Here is a 17,378-nt window from a genome sequence, read left to right as displayed (position 1 = left end):
ATGCGCCGTTTCCTCGATCACGGCCGCTGCGCGAGCGACCGCTGTCGACGCTGACCTGTTCCTCTCGCGTCCACTCCTCGTTATGTCCCGTCTCACCATCTGGTCGCACGCGCTCCCGCCGGAGCGCGCCTTGCCGGTCGTTCTGGGAATCGCCATGAATCTCCTGGCAGTTGGCCTCACCAGCTTCCTCCTGCGTACGGTCTTCGGTGTGCAGGGCACTTTCGACGATCCGTCACTCGCCGGTCTGCCGTTGGTCGGTGGCTTCACCCCGCTCGCGTATCTGGCGTTCGTCGCGGTCGCGGTGGCCGCGGTGATGCTGTCCCGCCATGTGTGGGGACTGCGGCTGCGCGGGGTCGGTGAGACACCGGACGCGGCGGCGACGCTGGGGGTGAGCCCGGCGAAGTACAAGTACGCGGCGGTGCTGGTCTCCGGGGTCCTGTGCGGGCTCGCGGGGGCCCAACTCGCGCTCGGCAACGTCACGTTGTTCTCCGAGAACATGACGGCCGGCCGGGGCTGGATCGCCGTCGTCGCGGTGATGCTCGGCCGCGCGGCACCCGTCGGCGTGCTGCTCGCCACGTTGCTGTTCGGTCTCGCCGAGGCCGCCGGCTTCCGCCTCCAGGGCGTCGGCCTGCCCCAACAGGCCACCGATGCCGCGCCGTACGTCGTGACGCTCGTCGCCCTCTTCCTCTCGACGGCCCGCCGCCGTCGCCGTACCGCCAACTCCCCTTCCGGAGCCACCACATGACGCAGGACCTGCTGCCCATCACCCGAATACCGCGCACCGGCCTACCGGCACACGCGGTCGTCGTCGGCGACCCGGCACGCGCAGCCGCCGTCGCCGCGCTGCTCGACGGTGCCGAGGAGGTGTCGTACCACCGCGAATACCGTGTGTTCAGCGGGAGTTGGAAGGGCCTGCCGGTCACCGTCGCCTCGCACGGGGTAGGCGGGCCGGGCGCGATCCTGCTGTTCCAGGAACTGGCGGACGCGGGGGTCCGCACCTTCCTGCGCTTCGGCACGGCCGGCGCGATGAAGCCCGGCATCGGCGACGGCGACCTCGTCATCGCGGAGGCGGCCGTACGCGACGACGGTGTCACACAGCAACTGCTCCCGCCCGAGTACCCGGCGGTCTCCTCCCCCGAGGCCGTCTTCGCCCTCCAGCGCGCGGCCCGCGAGGCCGGCGCGCCGCACCACCGGGGCATCGTGTGGACCAGGGCCGCCTTCCAGCCCGGCCTCATCCCCCTCTTCTCCTACGACGGTGCCGGGCTCGCGGCGATCGAGATGGAGCTGTCGGCGCTGTTGGTCACCGCCTCGCTGCGGGGTCTGGTCGCGGGTGGGGTGCTGGTCATCGACGGTGCCAACGCCGATGAACTGGTCGACGAGGACGCCACTGGTGGATACGACCCGCACCGGGAGGTCGTCGCGGCCGGTGTCGAGCGCGGCGCGGTCGTCTCGCTGGAGGCGCTCCGACTGCTGGCGGAAGGGAACGAGGCGTGAGCATCGATCTGTTGGTGCACGGCGGGGATGTCCTGACCGTCGACGAGGCCGGAACTGTCGTACAGGACGGGGCGGTTGCCGTCCACGAGGGCGAGATCGTCGCCGTAGGACCCGCCGAGGAGCTGAAAGCACGGTTCACGGCCGTCGAGTCCATTGACGCCGACGGCTGTCTCGTCCTGCCCGGACTCATCAACACGCATACCCACCTCGCGATGACGCTGTTGCGCGGTCGCGCCGACGACGTGACTCTCCAGGGCTTCCTGGAGCGGGTGTTGAAGTGGGAGGCCGAGCTGCTGGCGCCGAAGAACGTGGCGGCGGCGGTGCGGCTCGCGGTGGCCGAGAGTGTGCGGGCCGGGGTGACCTCGGCGCTCGACATGTACTGGTTCCACGAGGCGGCCGAGCAGGCGGCCCGTGAGGCGGGCTGGCGGCTGCACTCCGGGCCGACCTTCATGGACGTACCGGAGCCGCCGGACGGTATGCCGTACGAGGACCGACTCGACTGGGCGCGAAGGGACTTGGCGGCGCGCGGCGCGGCACGCCCCGGTCGGCGGCCGATCCTGTTCGCGCACTCGACCTACACCCTCTCCCCCGACCAGCTGGTCGAAATCGCCGCCCTGGCACGGGAGTTCGGGGCGCTGCTGCACATCCACGCGGCGGAGAACGCGACCGAGGTCGCCACCGTCGAGGTCAAGTACGGCAAGCGGCCTGTGGAGTTGCTCGACTCGCTGGGGCTGCTCGGTCCCGATCTGCTGCTCGCGCACGCCGTGGACCTGACCGGTCCGGAGATCGCGGCGCTGGCCCGTACGGGCACGTCGGTCGCCCACTGTCCGGTGTCCAACCTGAAGTTGGGGTGCGGGATCGCGCCCGTGCCCCGGTTGTTGAGTGCGGGCGTGACTGTGGGGCTGGGCACGGACGGGGCCGTCAGCTCGAACACGCTGGACGTGCTGGGCGCCGTACGACAGGCGGCGCTGGTGCACAAGGCGAGCGGTGATCCGACGGCGGTCGGTGCCGAGCAGGCCGTACGGATGGCGACGATCGAGGGCGCGCGGGCGCTGGGGCTCGGGGATCACCTGGGGTCCCTGGAGGTCGGCAAGCGGGCCGACCTGATCGTGCTCGACCTGGGCGCACCTCATCTGCGGCCCCTGCACGACCCTTGGTCGACGCTCGCCTACGCGGCCCACTCGGCGGACGTACGGGACACGGTGGTGGACGGCCGGGTGCTGATGCGGAACCGGACACTGGGCACGCTGGACGAGGAATCCGTGATCGCGGAGCTCGAATCACTTGCCTGAGCTGTGGATTTCCCTCCCGTTCAGCCCACTGAACCCCCATAATATGCCTGATACATCGGATGTCTGAGCAACAGGGAGGCCGGTCATGGCAGTCACCGATGAGGCGATCGAGAAAATCAAGGGAATGATCGTCTCCGGCGCGCTGCGTCCGGGGGACCGGCTGCCCAAGGAGAGCGAACTCGCCGCCGAACTCGGCCTGTCCCGCAACTCCCTCCGGGAGGCCGTGCGCGCGCTGTCGCTGATCCGCATCCTGGACGTGCGGCAGGGCGACGGCACGTACGTCACGAGTCTGGATCCCCAACTCCTGCTGGAGGCGCTGAGTTTCGTGGTGGACTTCCACCGCGACGACACGGTGCTCGAATTCCTGGCGGTGCGGCGCATTCTGGAGCCCGCGGCCACCGGGATGGCGGCCCTGCGGATCAGCGAGCAGCAACTCGACGCGCTCACCCTCCAGTTGGACGCGCTGGGCGGTGCCCCCTCGGTGGAGGAACTGGTCGCCTGCGACCTGGAGTTCCACCGGGGCATCGTGCAGAGTTCCGGCAACTCGGTGCTCTGCTCGCTCCTCGACGGTCTGTCGGGACCCACCACGCGGGCCAGGATCTGGCGCGGGCTGACCCAGGAGGACGCGGTCAGCCGGACCCTGCACGAGCACCGGGCGATCCTGGGCGCGCTGCGCGACCGGGACGCGGAGGCGGCGCGGTCGTGGGCGACGGTGCACATCGCGAGCGTGGAGCAGTGGCTGCGTTCGACCCTGTGAACGAGTGGGTGGGTCCGCCGACCCATCGGAGGAGTGACCGGCCGGTCCGCGGCCGCACCGGGTGGCGATCTTGTGTGTTCGACCGGCTCGGACGGGGCAGGCATGGGGTCACTCCCCCGTGCAAGGGGGCTGCGGGCGCCCCCGTCGGACGCCGTAAGGTTGGGGCGTACGCGAGGACAGATCGGAAGGAGGCGCTGGGTGATCGAGCTGGAGGGGGTTCCCGAGCTGATCGACCCAGTGATGGTGGCCGCGTTCGAGGGCTGGAACGACGCCGGCGACGCCGCCTCCACCGCGGTCGCGCATCTGGACAGGGAGTGGAAGGGCGAGGTGTTCGCGGCCCTGGACGCCGAGGACTACTACGACTTCCAGGTGAACCGGCCCACGGTGTGGATGGATGCCGGGGTGCGGAAGATCACCTGGCCCACGACCCGTCTCTCGGTGGTCCGGGTCGGCGGTGAGAAGCCGCGCGATCTCGTACTCGTCCGGGGTATCGAACCGTCGATGCGCTGGCGCTCGTTCTGCAACGAGCTGCTGGGCTTCGCGCACGAGCTGGGCGTGGAGCTGGTGGTGATCCTGGGCGCACTGCTCGGTGACACCCCGCACACACGTCCGGTGCCGATCAGCGGGACCACGTCCGACTCCGACCTGGCGCAGCGGATGGACCTGGAGGAGACCAAGTACGAGGGTCCCACCGGGATCGTCGGCATCCTCCAGGAAGCGTGCACGCACGCGGGCGTACCGGCCGTGTCGCTGTGGGCGGCGGTGCCGCACTACGTGTCGCAGCCGCCCAACCCGAAGGCCACCCTGGCGCTGCTGAACCGCCTGGAGGACCTGATCGACGTGCGCATCCCGCTGGGCGAGCTGCCCGAGGACGCGCGCGCCTGGCAGGTCGGCGTGGACCAGCTGGCCGCCGAGGACAGCGAGGTCGCCGAGTACGTGCAGACGCTGGAGGAGGCCCGCGACACGGCGGAGCTGCCGGAGGCGTCGGGCGAGGCGATCGCCCGCGAGTTCGAACGCTATCTGCGACGCAGGGACGGCGGCGGCAGCAGCCCGCCCGGTGGGCACGCCACGGCGGACGGCAGCGACAGCGCGTCGTATCTCCGGGACAACCCCGGCGGCGGCCGTGCGAAGCCGGCGAGGCCCGCGAAGCCGGAGACGGAGCCCGAGACCGGGCCCGACGCCGATGCAGACGACGAGGATTCCTCCGACGAGTGAAGCGGGACAGAAGGCGGTGCACGTGATGTGCACCGCCTTCTCTGTGTTTGGCCGGATTGCACACGTTACCCAATTCAACTTGTTTCAAACCGAGTTGGCGGCATTTGAGGGTTTACGACTCCCGCCATCGGTGCTTGGTTGGGCCCCGAGGCACCCAGGCACCGAAGGGAGCGAGATCCGATGACCGACCAGGCACAGCCGTCGCCGGGCCCGGGAACATCAGGGCCGGGGCCCGACGGAGCGGGATTCACCTACCGGGGAGCCGAGCAGGAACTGATCGTCGTCGCACGCCCCGAGGCCAGGCTGCGCGCCCGGACCGAGGGCGTCCACTCGGCGTCCGGCGCCGACGTCACCGCCCTCAACATGTTCCTCGGCGACGAACAGCTCGCGCTGCGACCGCTGTTCGGCGGAGAGGAACGGCTCCAGCAGTCCACCCTCGGGAGCGCGGAGAACGTACCCGACCTGGCGCTCTTCTACCGGGTGCAGGACGGCGGGAGCCGGGCCGAGGAGCTGCGCTCGCGCATCGCGGCGCTGCCGGGCATCGACACGGCGTACGTGAAGCCGGGCGCCGTGCCCGCCACGGTGGCCGACGACGAGCTACAGGTGAAGGAGGGGGCGCCCATCACGCCCGACTTCAGCAGCCGCCAGGGCTATCTGCGGCCCGCGCCCGAGGGGATCGACGCCCACTGGGCCTGGCAACGGCCCGGCGGGTCGGGTCAGGGGGTGACCGTGATCGACGTAGAGGGGGCTTGGCAGTTGGGGCACGAGGACCTGGCCGCCAAGCTCGCCGGTGTCGTCGTGGGCACCCCGCTGACCGATGTCGCCTGGCGCAACCACGGCACCGCCGTGATCGGTGTGCTCGGCGGCGACCGGGGCGAGCACGGCGTGACCGGCATCGTGCCCGAGGCGGTGACCGCGACGGCGTCCTTCCAGGGCCTCGGCACGGCGGCGGCGATCCACGCGGCGGCCGACCGCCTCGGCCCCGGCGACCTCCTGCTGATCGAACTGCACCGCCCCGGACCGCGGTTCGACTTCGAACAGCGCGACGACCAGCGGGGTTACGTCCCCGTCGAGTGGTGGCCTGACGACTTCGCGGCCGTCCGGTACGCGACCGCCCGGGGCGTCCTGGTGGTCGAGGCGGCGGGCAACGGCGCGGAGTCGCTGGACGACGCGGTCTACGAGCGCCGCCCGGACGCGTTCCCGGAGGGGTGGCGCAACCCGTTCAACCCCTCGAACCTGTCCTCGGGTGCCGTCCTCGTCGGCGCCGGCGCCCCGCCGCCCGGTACCCACGGCCGCGACCACGGGCCGGACCGGTCCCGGCTCGCGTTCTCCAACCACGGTGCCCGTGTGGACGCCCAGGGCTGGGGACGCGAGGTCACGACCACCGGCGGGTTCTGGGACCGGCCCGGCGATCTGCAGGCCGGGCCCGAGGAGATCGCCTGGTACACCGACACGTTCTCCGGGACCTCCGCCGCCGCACCGGTGGTGGCCGGGGCGCTGGCCGCGCTCCAAGGCATGCTCAGGGCGGCCGAACAGCAGCCGATGTCCCCGGAACGGGCTCGCGAGACGCTGCGCGCCTCGGGCTCCCCGCAGCAGGACGCGCCCGGCCGGCCCGCCTCGCAGCGGATCGGCAGCCGGCCCGACCTCAGGGCGGCCGTCAGCCAGTTGCTGCCGCAGGCGGTCGGCTCCGGCCGCGCCGAGCGGTACTGGGACGAGCTGCTGCCGTATCCGCGTGAACTCCCGCCCAGGCTCCGGCTGTTCGTGGCCGGGGCCTGGCGCGACCTCGACCATCCGTCCCCCGAGATACGCCAGGCGGTGCACGCCGCCTTCGCGACGGGACGGCCCGACGTCCGAGTGTGGTTCTCGGACGACGAGATCGTCGGCCTGGTCGTCACGGGCTGACGCATCCCCACCATCAAGGGAAGGTGACACCCGCATGAGCACCACCCCGCAGATGAGCCAACCGGGACAGCAGCAAGGTCAGCAGTTCCCGAGTACGTCGCCGTATCAACAGCCGTACCAGCAGCAGCCGTTCGCGCAGCAGCAACAGCCGTTCGGGCAGCAGCAGTCCGCCGGATGGCCGGGCGCCGGTCTGCTGCCGCAGCTCCAACAGCTCGGCCAGCAGCAGCCGTTCCAGCAACTGCTCCAGCAACTCGGCCAGCCGCAGCAGCAGGGCGACCAGCAGGTGCAGCAGCAGCTCCAGCAGGTGACCGAGACGGCGATCCAGCAGGTCTCGGCGCAGGCGCAATCGCTGGCGGCCGGTGTCGCCAACGGCTACATCGACATCGTGCAGCCGCTGCCTGGCCAGCCGCAGCAGATCTTCCTGCGCTTCCAGGACGGGTTCCGGGTGCTCAACAACCCGGCCCCGCAAGCCCATCAGGAGATCGAGCAGGCCTTCGCGTTCGGCCACCAGGTGATCGGCATCTGGGACAGCCAGACGCCGGCGATCCTGCGCAGCGTCCGGGTGCAGAAGCTCTGACGGACAACTGCGCGTGAAACAGGGGCGGTTCCTCCCGCGGGGAGGAACCGCCCCCGTCTGCCTACTAGAGGGCCACGCCCAACAGGGCGTCCACGGCACGGGAGACGACGCCGGGGGCGCCCTCGTCGCTGCCGCCCCGGTCGCGCTGGACGGCGGCCCAGCGGTCGACCGCGGCGAGCGCGGCCGGTGCGTCGAGGTCGTTCGCGAGGGCTTCGCGCATCTCCTCGACGAGCTTCAGGGCGGAGGGACCGTCGGGCCGGGAGACGGCGGCACGCCAGCGGCCGAGCCGGGCGACCGCCTCCGCGAGCACCCCGTCGGTCCACTCCCAGTCGGCGCGGTAGTGGTGGGCGAGCAGCGCCAGCCGGATCGCGGCCGGGTCGACGCCCTCGCGGCGCAGCGCCGAGACGAAGACCAGGTTGCCCTTGGACTTCGACATCTTCTCGCCGTCCAGGGCGACCATGCCGGCGTGGACGTACGCCTTGGCCATGGGGAACTCGCCGGTCAGCACCTGGGCGTGCGAGGCGCCCATCTCGTGGTGCGGGAAGGCGAGGTCGGAGCCGCCGCCCTGCACGTCGAAGCCCATGCCGAGGTGGTCCAGGGCGATGGCCACGCACTCGATGTGCCAGCCGGGGCGGCCGGCGCCCAATGAGCCGCCGTCCCAGCTCGGTTCGCCCTCGCGGGCGGCGAGCCACAGGATCGGGTCGAGGGGGTTCTTCTTGCCCGGGCGGTCCGGGTCGCCGCCGCGCTCGGCGGACAGCAGGCGCATGGCGGCGGCGTCGAGGTTCGAGACCCTGCCGAAGTTGGGGTCGGACCCGACGGAGAAGTAGATGTCGCCCTCGAGTTCGTAGGCGGCACCGGCGTCCCTGAGGCGCTCGACGAGCGGCACGATGCCGGGTATCGCCTCGACGGCGCCGATGTAGTGCTTCGGGGGCAGCATGCGCAGGGCGGTCATGTCCTCGCGGAAGAGCGCCGTCTCCTTCTCGGCGAGGGCCACCCAGTCGACGCCGTCGCGCACGGCGCGCTCCAGGAGCGGGTCGTCGACGTCGGTCACGTTCTGGACGTAGTGAACCTGGCGCTTGGTGTCGAGCCACACGCGCTGCACGAGGTCGAACGCGTTGTAGGTCGCCGCGTGCCCCATGTGGGTGGCGTCGTACGGCGTGATGCCGCACACGTAGAGACGGGCGACGGGACCGGTGTCGGGGGTGACCAGACCGCCGGTCGCGGTGTCGTGGATCCGGAGGTCGCGGCCCTTGCCGGGCAGGGCGGGGACCTCAGAAGCGGGCCAGGCATACATGTCATGAGCGTAACCGGACGGATGTTTCGCATACGAACCGGACCAGGCCGGATGGCCGGTAAGGCGCTCTTGCCCGTCCCGCACCCTTGTGCTTTCCGGCCTGCGGACACGGTGCTGTCAGACCGGCGGCCACGGAATGGCCGGCCACTCCCCGCTCGGCTCGGGATGCTTTCCGGCCTCAAGCAGCGCCTCGACCCGCGCGCGCGTGGCGTCGAGTTCTACGGCGGTGATCAGCTCGGCGAGCTTCCCGGCGAGCCCGGCACGGTCCCTGAGCGCCTCTCTGAGCCCCTGGAGGACCTCGATCGACTCCGGGGTGAGGGACTCGCCCGCCCAGCCCCACAGGAGGGTGCGCAGCTTGTTCTCGGCGTTGAAGGTGACACCGTGGTCGATGCCGTAAAGGCGCCCCCCGTCGGCGGGCAGCAGATGGCCGCCCTTGCGGTCGGCGTTGTTGATCACGGCGTCGAGGACGGCGAGCCGGCGCAGCCGCTCGTCGTCGGCGTGCACCAGGAGTGCCGTTTTGCCCTCGCCGACGTCGGCGAACCCGATGGCCTTCCACCCGGCTTCGGGCTCCTCCGCGTCGACCAGGGCGAGCAGTTCGGGCCCGCCCTCGTCCGTCGCCGCCTCGATCCACAGCTGGCACATGCCCTCGCCGTACGGCCCGTCGCGCAGCACGGTGGTCGGCACGAGACCCCAGCCGGTCGCCTCGGAGACCTCGTAGGCGGCGACCTCGCGCTGGGCGAGGTTGCCGTCCGGGAAGTCCCACAGGGGGCGCTCCCCAGCGACGGGTTTGTACACGCAGGACGCCTCACGGCCCTCGTACGTCACGGAGCAGAACAGCACCGCGTTCGAGGCCTCGCGGATGCGTCCGCGTACCTTCAGCTCGCCCTTGGCGAGCAGCTCGGCCGTGGTCACGCTCCGCGGCGGTATCCGTTCTGGCGCGGACATACGTGTCCTTCCGGGTCGAGCGGGAGGCTGCACAGCGGGCAGGGCGGACGGCCGGCGTTGACGACGTCCAGGGCGCGTTTGGCGAAGGCGCGGGCCTGGGCTCCGGTGAGCCGGACCCGCAGCATCGGGGGTCCGTTCTCCTCGTCCTGGAGCAGCCGCTCCTCGGCCTCGGCGAGGTCCTCCTCGGACTCCGCGTCGAGCTCCACGAGGGCCTGCGCCTCGACGATCATGCGCTGTTCCTCGCCGTCCCAGGCAAGCGCCATGGTCCCGACGCGGAACTCCTCCTCGACGGGGGTCTCCAGGGGGCGGGTGTCGGAGATCTCGGTGGGGGTGACGGCGGGGACGGCCGCGATGCCGCCGCTGCGCCGTACGACCTCGTCCAGAAGCTCGTCCATGCGCTCGGCGAGCGCGGCGACCTGCGTCTTCTCCAGGGCCACGCTGGTCACCCGAGGGCCGGCGGCGGCCTGGAGGAAGAACGTACGGCGCCCGGGCAGACCGACCGTACCGGCTACGAAGCGGTCCGGCGGGTCGTAGAGGAACACCTGACGGGACACGTCCTGTCTCCATTGGAATCGACTGCTGACAAGTGCGGCGCTACTGCGACCGCTTCACCCTACTGCGGCCGACGATCACGGTGCGCCCGCGCCGCCCCCGACCGGGGCGTCGTCGCCCGGGGGCTCCTCGCGCGGCGCCAGGGAGGCGAGATCGCCGGTGTCCCCGAGCCGTACGAGAAAGGGCCTGAGACGGGTGTAACGGATCGCGGTGATGGAACACGGTTCTACGGAGATCCGCTGGAAGAGGTCGAGATGAAGTCCGAGTGCGTCCGCGACAAGGGACTTGATGATGTCGCCGTGCGAGCACATGAGGTAGACGGCGTCGGCGCCGTGATCGCGCTCCACGCGCGCGTTCCACTCGCGTACGGCCTCGGCCGCGCGGGTCTGCATCGACCGCATCGACTCGCCGCCGGGGAACGCGGCGGCCGAGGGGTGCGCCTGGACGACCTCCATGAGGGGCTCGTCCTTGAGCTCGGCGAGTTTGCGGCCGGACCAGTCGCCGTAGTGGCACTCCCCGATCCGCTCGTCGGTGTGCGCGCGCAGTTCGGGGCGGGCGTCCAGAAGGGGCTGGAGGGTCTCCTGGCAGCGTTGCAGCGGGCTGGTGACGACCTCGGCGATCGGCAGCGCGGCGAGCCGTCCGGGGAGCGCGGCGGCCTGGGCGTTGCCGCGCTCGTCGAGAGCGACTCCGGGCGTCCAGCCGGCGAGCACTCCCCCGGTGTTGGCGGTCGAACGTCCGTGCCGGACAAGGATCAACGTGGGCATGCCGCCAAGGGTAGGCGCACGCCCGGGTGCGTCCTGGGCCGGACGGAGGGACAATACGCACCGTGATCGTCGACTACGCCATCTACCGTGACGGACGCCGGACGGAGGGGCCCGGCGACTTCTCCGACGGCCTGGACCACTGCCGTCGCGTGGGTGACGCCTTCGTCTGGATCGGGCTGTACGAGCCCACGGAGAAGGAGTTCGACCGGGTCACCCAGGAGTTCGGGCTGCACCCGCTGGCCGTCGAGGACGCCCTGACCGCACATCAGCGGCCCAAGCTGGAGGTCTACGACGACTCGCTGTTCGTGGTCCTGAAGCCGGTGGGCTACGAGGCGGACAGCGACGTGGTCACCTCCGGCGAGGTCATGGTCTTCGTGGGCGACTCCTTTGTGGTGACCGTCCGGCACGGCGAGGAGGCCCCTCTGGCGGCCGTACGGCACCGTCTTGAGGAGGAGCCGGAGATGCTGCGGCACGGTCCTACGGCGGTGCTGTACTCGATCGCGGACGCCGTGGTCGACCACTACGTGGACGTGGCGGGCGAGTTGCAGACCGACCTGGAGGAGCTGGAGGCGGCGGTGTTCTCGCCGGCCGGCGGCGGCTCGCGGACCACGGCGTCGCGCATCTACGCCTTCAAGCGGCAGATCCTGGAGTTCCGCCGGGCCACCGGGCCGCTCGCGCAACCGCTGGCCCGGCTCGCGGGGGTCGGTCTCGCCGGTGACCGGGTGCGGTTCGTGCACGACAAGGCGCGGCCGTTCTTCCGTGACGTGAACGACCATCTGATGAAGGTCAACGAGTCCGTGGAGGGCCTGGACCGGCTGGTCTCGGACGTCCTGTCGGCGCATCTCGCGCAGACCAGCGTCCGGCAGAACGACGACATGCGGAAGATCTCCGGCTGGGCGGCCATGGCCGCGGTCCCCACGATGATCGCGGGCGTCTACGGCATGAACTTCGACCACATGCCGGAGCTGCACTGGCTGTGGGCGTACCCGGCGGTGATCCTGCTGATGGTCGCCCTGGAGGTGCTGCTGTACCGGACGTTCAAGCGGCGCGGCTGGCTGTAGCGGCCTCCGCTCCGGCTCACGCGAACTCGAGTGCCGCGGTGGCCGGTCCGCCGAGCGCGTCACGTCGTTCCGGCATCTTCAAGGACACCATCCGGCGCCAGCCGCCGAACCGTTCGTAGGCGTACACGGCGTGGATGCCCGCGGCCAGGGCCGCCGACTTGGCGCGCGGCCAGGCGAGGACGCGTCCCATGTGGGCCATCACGGCGAGGCTGACGTCCCGGTAGATCCGGATCTCGGCGAGCGCGCACTCGCGCAGGGTCCGCTGGATCGCGCGGCCGTGTCCCGCGCGCGCGAAGCGCAACAACTCCTCGTGGCAGTAGGCGAGATGGTTGTCCTCGTCGTTCGAGATCATCCGCACCGCGCGGCCGAGGTCGGGGTGGTCGGCGAAGTGCCTGCGCAGCAGTCCCATCTGCTCGGAGGCGCGCTGTTCGGTGACCCGGCTGTGGGCGAGATAGATGACGATGTCCTGGACGGTGAGCGACTGGTCGCCTTCGAGCTTCTCGTGCGCGAGACCGATGCCGTGCCGCTCCAGGAGCATCGTGTAGTCGGTGTCCGACGGCACCGGGACGGGTTCGAGGCCGCGCTTCTTCATGAGGGCGTTGAAAATGCGCCCGTGCTTGTCCTCGTCGGCGCCGTGCCGCCTGATCTTGGGGGCGAGGTCGCGTTCGGTCGGCGGGACGAGGGCGGCGATGCGCCCGTTCTCCCAGCCGCCCTGGGACTCACCGCTGGCCGCGATGGAGCAGAACAGCCGGAAGGACTCGTCGTCGTCGAGGATCTCCTGGAACAGACTTTTGGCCGACAGCATCTGAGGCACCTCTCTGCATAATCAGCAGCAATCCGCAAAGAACGAGTCAAATGCGGCATCAGAGGTGCTGCAACAGCTGTGTCGGACAACTCCGCCAAAAGGAGGACTGCCCGTATCCCGACGGGGGCGTAACCGCAAGGGGCCGGGCGCGTTGTTCCCCGTGACGGCCGTGGCGGGGAAGACCCCCCGAGCCCCCACCACGGCCGTAGAAAACGTCCGTACGGCGCAGTCGCCTTACGCGAGTCCCGCACGCTCCAGTGCCTCGGTTCCGGCGCGGAGCGCGGCGATCCGCTCCTCCAGGGTCCAGCCCGCCGGGGCGAGCGTCAGGGTGGTGACACCGGCCGCCGCGTACTCCTTCATCCGGTCCGCGATGCGGTCCACGGAGCCCAGGAGTGTCGTCTTGTCGATCAGGTCGTGTGGGATCGCGGCGGCGGCGCCGCCCTTGTCGCCGGCCAGGTACTTGTCCTGGATCTCGGTCGCCGCCTCCTCGAAGCCCATGCGCCGGGCCTGCTTGTTGTAGAAGTTCTGCTGCCGGCTGCCCATGCCACCGACGTACAGCGCGGTGTACGGGCGGAAGGTGTCGGCGAGCTTCTCGACGTCCTTGTCCTCGCCGAGGGCGAGCGGGACCGTCGGGACGATGTCGAAGCCTTCGAGGGTCTTGCCCGCCTTCTCGCGCCCGGCGCGCAGGTGCCGGACGGCGGTGTCCTCCAGGTGCTCCGCGGACGGGAAGATGAGCAGCGCGCCGTCGGCGATCTCGCCGGTCTGCTCCAGGTTCTTCGGGCCGATCGCCGCGATGTACAGCGGGATGTGCTCGCGCTCCGGGTGCACGGTCAGCTTGAGCGGCTTGCCCGGGCCGCCGGGCAGCGGCAGCGTCCAGTGCTCGCCGTCGTACGACAGCCGCTCGCGCGTCATCGCCTTCCGTACGATCTCGACGTACTCACGCGTGCGTGCCAGCGGCTTGTCGAACTTGACGCCGTACCAGCCTTCGGAAACCTGCGGCCCCGAGACGCCGAGGCCGAGGCGGAAGCGGCCCCCGGAGAGGGAGTCGAGGGTCGCGGCGGTCATCGCGGTCATCGCGGGCTGGCGGGCCGGGATCTGGAAGATGGCCGAGCCGACGTCGATGCGCTCGGTCTGCGCGGCGACCCAGGTGAGGACCGTGGCCGCGTCGGAGCCGTAGGCCTCGGCGGCCCAGCACACGGCGTAGCCGAGGCGGTCGGCCTCCTGGGCCACGGCCAGATTGTCGCCGTCCATTCCGGCACCCCAGTAGCCGAGGTTGATCCCGAGCTGCATGGCAGACCCCTTACCGATCAGTAACGTCGCTGTTGTGCCGACCCTAGCGCGAGGTGGTCAGGGCGGACAGGACGGGTGCCGGTGAGTGGTCACGGAGCGTGCCGTGCGAGGGACTGTGGATCATCGTGGAAATCGGTTATCCACAGGCAACCACAGGCCAGGTTCAGGCCAGTAATCTCGGCGTTCATGGAGCAGAGGCATCTCGGCCGTACCGGCCTTCGTGTGTCCCGGATCGGACTCGGCACCCTCACCTGGGGGCGCGACACCGACGAGCATGACGCCGCGGACCTCTTGAAGGCGTTCTGGGAGGCCGGCGGCACCCTCGTCGACACGGCGGACGTGTACGGCGACGGGGAGGCCGAGTATCTGCTCGGACAGCTCATAGAGGGGCTCGTGCCGCGCCGGGACCTGGTCATCTCGACGAAGGCGGGGAGCGTGCCCGACCCCGACCGCCGCTTCGACGGCTCGCGCGGCCATCTGCTCGCCGCGCTGGACGCCTCGCTGGCCCGGCTCGGCACGGACTACGTCGACCTGTGGCACATCCACGCCTTCGACCCGTTCACCCCGCTGGAGGAGACCCTCCAGGCCCTCGACCTGGCGGTCAGCAGCGGCCGGGCGCGCTACGCGGGCGTCTCCAACTACTGCGGGTGGCAGCTCGCCAAGGCGGCGACCTGGCAGCTGGCGGCGCCCGGTACGCGCACGCGGCTGGCGAGCACACAGCTGGAGTACTCGCTGTTGCAGCGGGGCGTGGAGCGCGAGGTGCTGCCGGCCGCGCTCGACCTGGGCATCGGGCTGCTGCCCTCCTCGCCGCTCGGACGCGGGGTGCTCACCGGAAAGTACCGGCACGGCACACCGGCCGGCTCGCGCGGGGCCTCGGAGCACATGGGGCTCTTCGTCGCGCCCTACCTCGACGACACGGCGAGCCGCATCGTGGACGCCGTGACGACGGCCGCGGACGGGCTCGCCGTGACCCCCCTCCAGGTCGCCCTGGCCTGGGTCCGCGACCGGCCCGGGGTGGCCGCCCCGATCGTCGGCGCGCGCAACGCGCAGCAGCTCACGGCCGCATTGTCAGTGGAGGCGCTTAGTCTTCCTGACGAGATCTGCCGAGCGCTCGACGATGTGTCAGCGCCTCTGCACCGCTATCCCGATCACGACTGGAGCACGCTGTGAGCACGGACCCGGAGACCACGGAGACCTCGCCGGCCGAGGGCGCGGAGGCGGACGCGGGTGAGGCCACGGACGCGGAAGGTGCCGAGAGCGCGGACTCGGGTGAGGTTGCCGCCGTGGAGGGTGCCGAAGGCACCGGTGAGGCCACCGCCGGGGCTGCCGCCGCTCCCGAACTGTCCGAGGCCGCCGCCGAGTTGCTCGCGCAGCGGCTGGAGCGGGAGCGGATCGAGCGGCGGAAGGCGGAGAAGGCCGGGCCCATCGCGGCGGGGACCAAGCTGAGCGGTACGGCCGCCGATCTGCTCGCCGCCGTCCGGGCCGTGGAGGGCGGCGAGAAGCCCGTGGCCACCGCGTTCACCGGGCCGGAGCCCACCCCGCGCCGCGCCGCCGCGCCCGAAGCCGTGCGGCGGCCGCAGCCCGTCGCGGCCGAGCCCGGCGCCCCGGCCGGCGAGACCGTCGCCTCCGTACGGCAGGTGCTGGTCGAGGGCGGCGCGCCCGAGACGCTCGCGGCGCAGGTCGCGGCGGCGCTCGGTGAGGGCGCGGACGACCAACTCCGCGAGGATCCCTGGCAGTTGCTGCGCGTCCCGGGGGTGCGGCCCGAGCAGGCCGACGGGTTCGCGCGGGCGCTGCTCGGCGCCGAGTGCGCGCCGGACGACGAGCGGCGGGGCCGGTCGGTCACCGGCTGGCTCCTGGAGCAGGCGGCCCTGGCCGGGCATACGGCCCTGGAGGCCTCGGCGTTGACGGCCGCACTGGCCAAGCAGGGCGTGCCCGACCCGGACGCGGCGACGCAGAGCGCCATCGCGGAGGGCGAAGTGCTGGTGTTCCAGGACGCGTTGGACGAGCCCGCGGTCCCGGTGCAGCGCACGGACGACGAAGCGGAAGCAGAAGAGGGCGCGGAGCGTCCGGTGCGGGTGCTGATCGGCCTGGAGCGGTACGCGCTCGCCGAGGAGAGCCTCGCCGACGGACTGGCCAAGCTGATCAACTCGGTGCCGAAGGAGGACGGTTCGGCTACGGACTGGGAGCGGGCCGGTGCCGCCAAGGGGTCCACCGGCGAGCTGGTCCGCGCGGTCGCGGGACACGGCCTGGTGCTGCACACGGGCGGGGAGGCGTCCCTCGAAGAACCGGCCGCGCTGCTGCACGCGGCGGCGGGCTTCGGCCTGCGCTCCTGGGCCGCCGCGTACAGCCCGGTGGGCCGGGACCGGTTTGCCGCGCTGTTGACGCGGTCCGCGGAGGCGGAGGGTGCCGGGCCCGGCGAAGGACCCCAAGTGGCAACCGTGGCTGGGCTGTTGGCCGGTGCCGAAGGCCCGGGTCGGGACACGGACGGTGCCCTGGACCTGGATCTCCTCGTCGTACTGGACGCGCCCCAGCTCGATGTCGAGACGGCTGCCCTGCTCACCGAGTCGCTGCCGGACGGCGCCCGGCTGGTGCTGGCCGGGGACCCGGCGGTGCTGTGGTCGGCGGGCCCCGGCCGGGTCTTCGCCGATCTGCTGGCCGCGCGGGCCTGCCCCCACGTCGTCTCGCGCCGCCCCGACCCCGGTCCCGTGGGCGAGCTGGTCTCCGGCATCGGCATCGGCGAGCTGAACCAGGTGGAGGCCCCCGGCAAGGAGGTCGTGATCGTGCCGGTGCGGGACGCCGGTGAGGCCGTGCACCGGACCGTGCAGCTCGTCGCCGACTCGGTGCCGCGCGTGATCGGCGTCCCCGCCGAGCAGACCGCGGTGATCACACCGGGCCACGGCGGCGCGGCCGGCACCCGTGCCCTCAACGTGGCGCTGAAGGAGCGGCTCAACCCGGGTCCCGGCCGGTTCGGCGGCTTCGACCCCGGTGACCGGGTCGCGTACTCCCCCACCCCGGGCCGTACCGTCGTCGGCCAGGTGGTGAAGGCCGACGCCGAGGGGCTGCACCTGTCGTGCGCGGGCGAGCCCGTCGTCGTACCGAAGGAGCGGGTGGAGCAGTCCGTGCGGCACGGGTGGGCGTTGACCGCGCATCAGGCGGTCGGGGCGCGGTGGCCCGCGGTGGTCGTGGTGCTGCCCGGGGACGCGGCGCAGGCTCTCAGCCGGCCCTGGGTGTACACGGCGTTCAGCCGGGCGGACCGGCATCTCTCCGTGGTGCACGGCGTCGATCAGGCGCTGCCCCGGGCCGTCGCCGAGATCCCGGCCAAGCCGCGCACGACCCGCCTGCCGGTGCTGCTGCGGCCGCAGGTCCCGGTAGGGGGCTGAACCGGACGGCACAACGACGACGACGGCGGTCACGGAGGGGCTTCCTCCGT

15 protein-coding genes and 1 pseudogene are annotated in these 17,378 nt (G+C 71.6%); 10 read left to right on the top strand and 6 right to left on the bottom strand.

The genetic code is table 11. The features are described from left to right. Nucleotides 1-136 precede the first annotated feature (136 nt). From OH768_RS41410 to OH768_RS41380, 7 genes and pseudogenes are all read left to right on the top strand, one after another. Nucleotides 137-745, top strand: a pseudogene (locus tag OH768_RS41410) (ABC transporter permease); the annotation flags it as partial. Beyond that, nucleotides 742-1,494 carry a nucleoside phosphorylase gene (locus OH768_RS41405; RefSeq protein WP_406461581.1) on the top strand — a complete coding sequence of 251 codons (753 nt, stop codon included), beginning with the start codon at nt 742-744 and terminating at the stop codon, nt 1,492-1,494. The pseudogene OH768_RS41410 and the gene OH768_RS41405, both read left to right, overlap by 4 nt. After that, entirely contained in the window at nt 1,491-2,786 is a 1,296-nt protein-coding gene (locus OH768_RS41400) for an amidohydrolase (protein WP_406461579.1), read from the top strand. The genes OH768_RS41405 and OH768_RS41400 overlap by 4 nt, the downstream gene beginning before the upstream one ends. Before the next feature lie 85 nt (nt 2,787-2,871). Beyond that, nucleotides 2,872-3,543 carry a FadR/GntR family transcriptional regulator gene (locus tag OH768_RS41395; RefSeq protein WP_019066078.1) on the top strand — a complete coding sequence of 224 codons (672 nt, stop codon included), beginning with the start codon at nt 2,872-2,874 and terminating at the stop codon, nt 3,541-3,543. 198 nt (nt 3,544-3,741) lie between these two features. Further along, nucleotides 3,742-4,758, top strand: coding sequence for a PAC2 family protein (locus tag OH768_RS41390; RefSeq protein WP_406461578.1), 1,017 nt, complete (start codon nt 3,742-3,744; stop codon nt 4,756-4,758). 180 nt (nt 4,759-4,938) lie between these two features. Beyond that, a complete protein-coding gene (locus OH768_RS41385; RefSeq protein WP_406461576.1) occupies nt 4,939-6,660 on the top strand; it encodes a S8 family peptidase in 1,722 nt (573 codons plus the stop codon). A gap of 34 nt (nt 6,661-6,694) precedes the next feature. Further along, nucleotides 6,695-7,237, top strand: a complete 543-nt coding sequence (locus OH768_RS41380) for a hypothetical protein (RefSeq protein ID WP_406461574.1) — start codon at nt 6,695-6,697, stop codon at nt 7,235-7,237. Between the two features lie 64 nt (nt 7,238-7,301). Here OH768_RS41380 and mshC read toward each other — a convergent pair whose 3' ends face one another. The 4 genes from mshC to OH768_RS41360 all read right to left on the bottom strand — a co-directional run bounded on the left by mshC (nt 7,302) and on the right by OH768_RS41360 (nt 10,792). Then, a complete protein-coding gene (gene mshC / locus OH768_RS41375; protein ID WP_406461573.1) occupies nt 7,302-8,531 on the bottom strand; it encodes a cysteine--1-D-myo-inosityl 2-amino-2-deoxy-alpha-D-glucopyranoside ligase in 1,230 nt (409 codons plus the stop codon). Between the two features lie 117 nt (nt 8,532-8,648). After that, a complete protein-coding gene (locus tag OH768_RS41370) occupies nt 8,649-9,476 on the bottom strand; it encodes an SCO1664 family protein (protein ID WP_406461571.1) in 828 nt (275 codons plus the stop codon). Then, nucleotides 9,440-10,030, bottom strand: coding sequence for a DUF3090 domain-containing protein (locus tag OH768_RS41365; RefSeq protein WP_406461569.1), 591 nt, complete (start codon nt 10,028-10,030; stop codon nt 9,440-9,442). Before OH768_RS41365 ends, OH768_RS41370 begins: the two co-directional genes overlap by 37 nt. A 75-nt stretch (nt 10,031-10,105) precedes the next feature. After that, a complete protein-coding gene (locus tag OH768_RS41360; protein WP_406461568.1) occupies nt 10,106-10,792 on the bottom strand; it encodes a histidine phosphatase family protein in 687 nt (228 codons plus the stop codon). 62 nt (nt 10,793-10,854) lie between these two features. Between OH768_RS41360 and corA the strand changes: the two genes are divergently transcribed. Further along, a complete protein-coding gene (gene corA / locus OH768_RS41355; protein WP_406461566.1) occupies nt 10,855-11,853 on the top strand; it encodes a magnesium/cobalt transporter CorA in 999 nt (332 codons plus the stop codon). A 16-nt stretch (nt 11,854-11,869) separates the two neighbouring features. Here the strand turns inward: corA and OH768_RS41350 are convergent, their stop codons facing one another. Next, nucleotides 11,870-12,658 carry a ferritin-like domain-containing protein gene (locus OH768_RS41350; protein ID WP_406461565.1) on the bottom strand — a complete coding sequence of 263 codons (789 nt, stop codon included), beginning with the start codon at nt 12,656-12,658 and terminating at the stop codon, nt 11,870-11,872. A gap of 234 nt (nt 12,659-12,892) precedes the next feature. Next, a complete protein-coding gene (locus tag OH768_RS41345) occupies nt 12,893-13,948 on the bottom strand; it encodes an LLM class F420-dependent oxidoreductase (protein ID WP_406461563.1) in 1,056 nt (351 codons plus the stop codon). 186 nt (nt 13,949-14,134) lie between these two features. Between OH768_RS41345 and OH768_RS41340 the strand changes: the two genes are divergently transcribed. Both OH768_RS41340 and OH768_RS41335 read left to right on the top strand, forming a co-directional pair. Continuing rightward, the gene (locus OH768_RS41340; protein WP_406461561.1) at nt 14,135-15,118 is read left to right on the top strand and encodes an aldo/keto reductase; all 984 of its coding nucleotides are present in this window, start codon (nt 14,135-14,137) and stop codon (nt 15,116-15,118) included. Beyond that, nucleotides 15,115-17,328, top strand: a complete 2,214-nt coding sequence (locus OH768_RS41335; protein WP_406461559.1) for a helix-hairpin-helix domain-containing protein — start codon at nt 15,115-15,117, stop codon at nt 17,326-17,328. The genes OH768_RS41340 and OH768_RS41335 overlap by 4 nt, the downstream gene beginning before the upstream one ends. Nucleotides 17,329-17,378 lie beyond the last annotated feature (50 nt).

It is taken from the genome of Streptomyces sp. NBC_01622 (assembly GCF_045209635.1).
GTDB lineage: Bacteria > Actinomycetota > Actinomycetes > Streptomycetales > Streptomycetaceae > Streptomyces.
The sequence above is the reverse complement of the archived record's forward strand: the minus strand, read 5'-3'. Positions and strand labels throughout refer to the sequence as shown.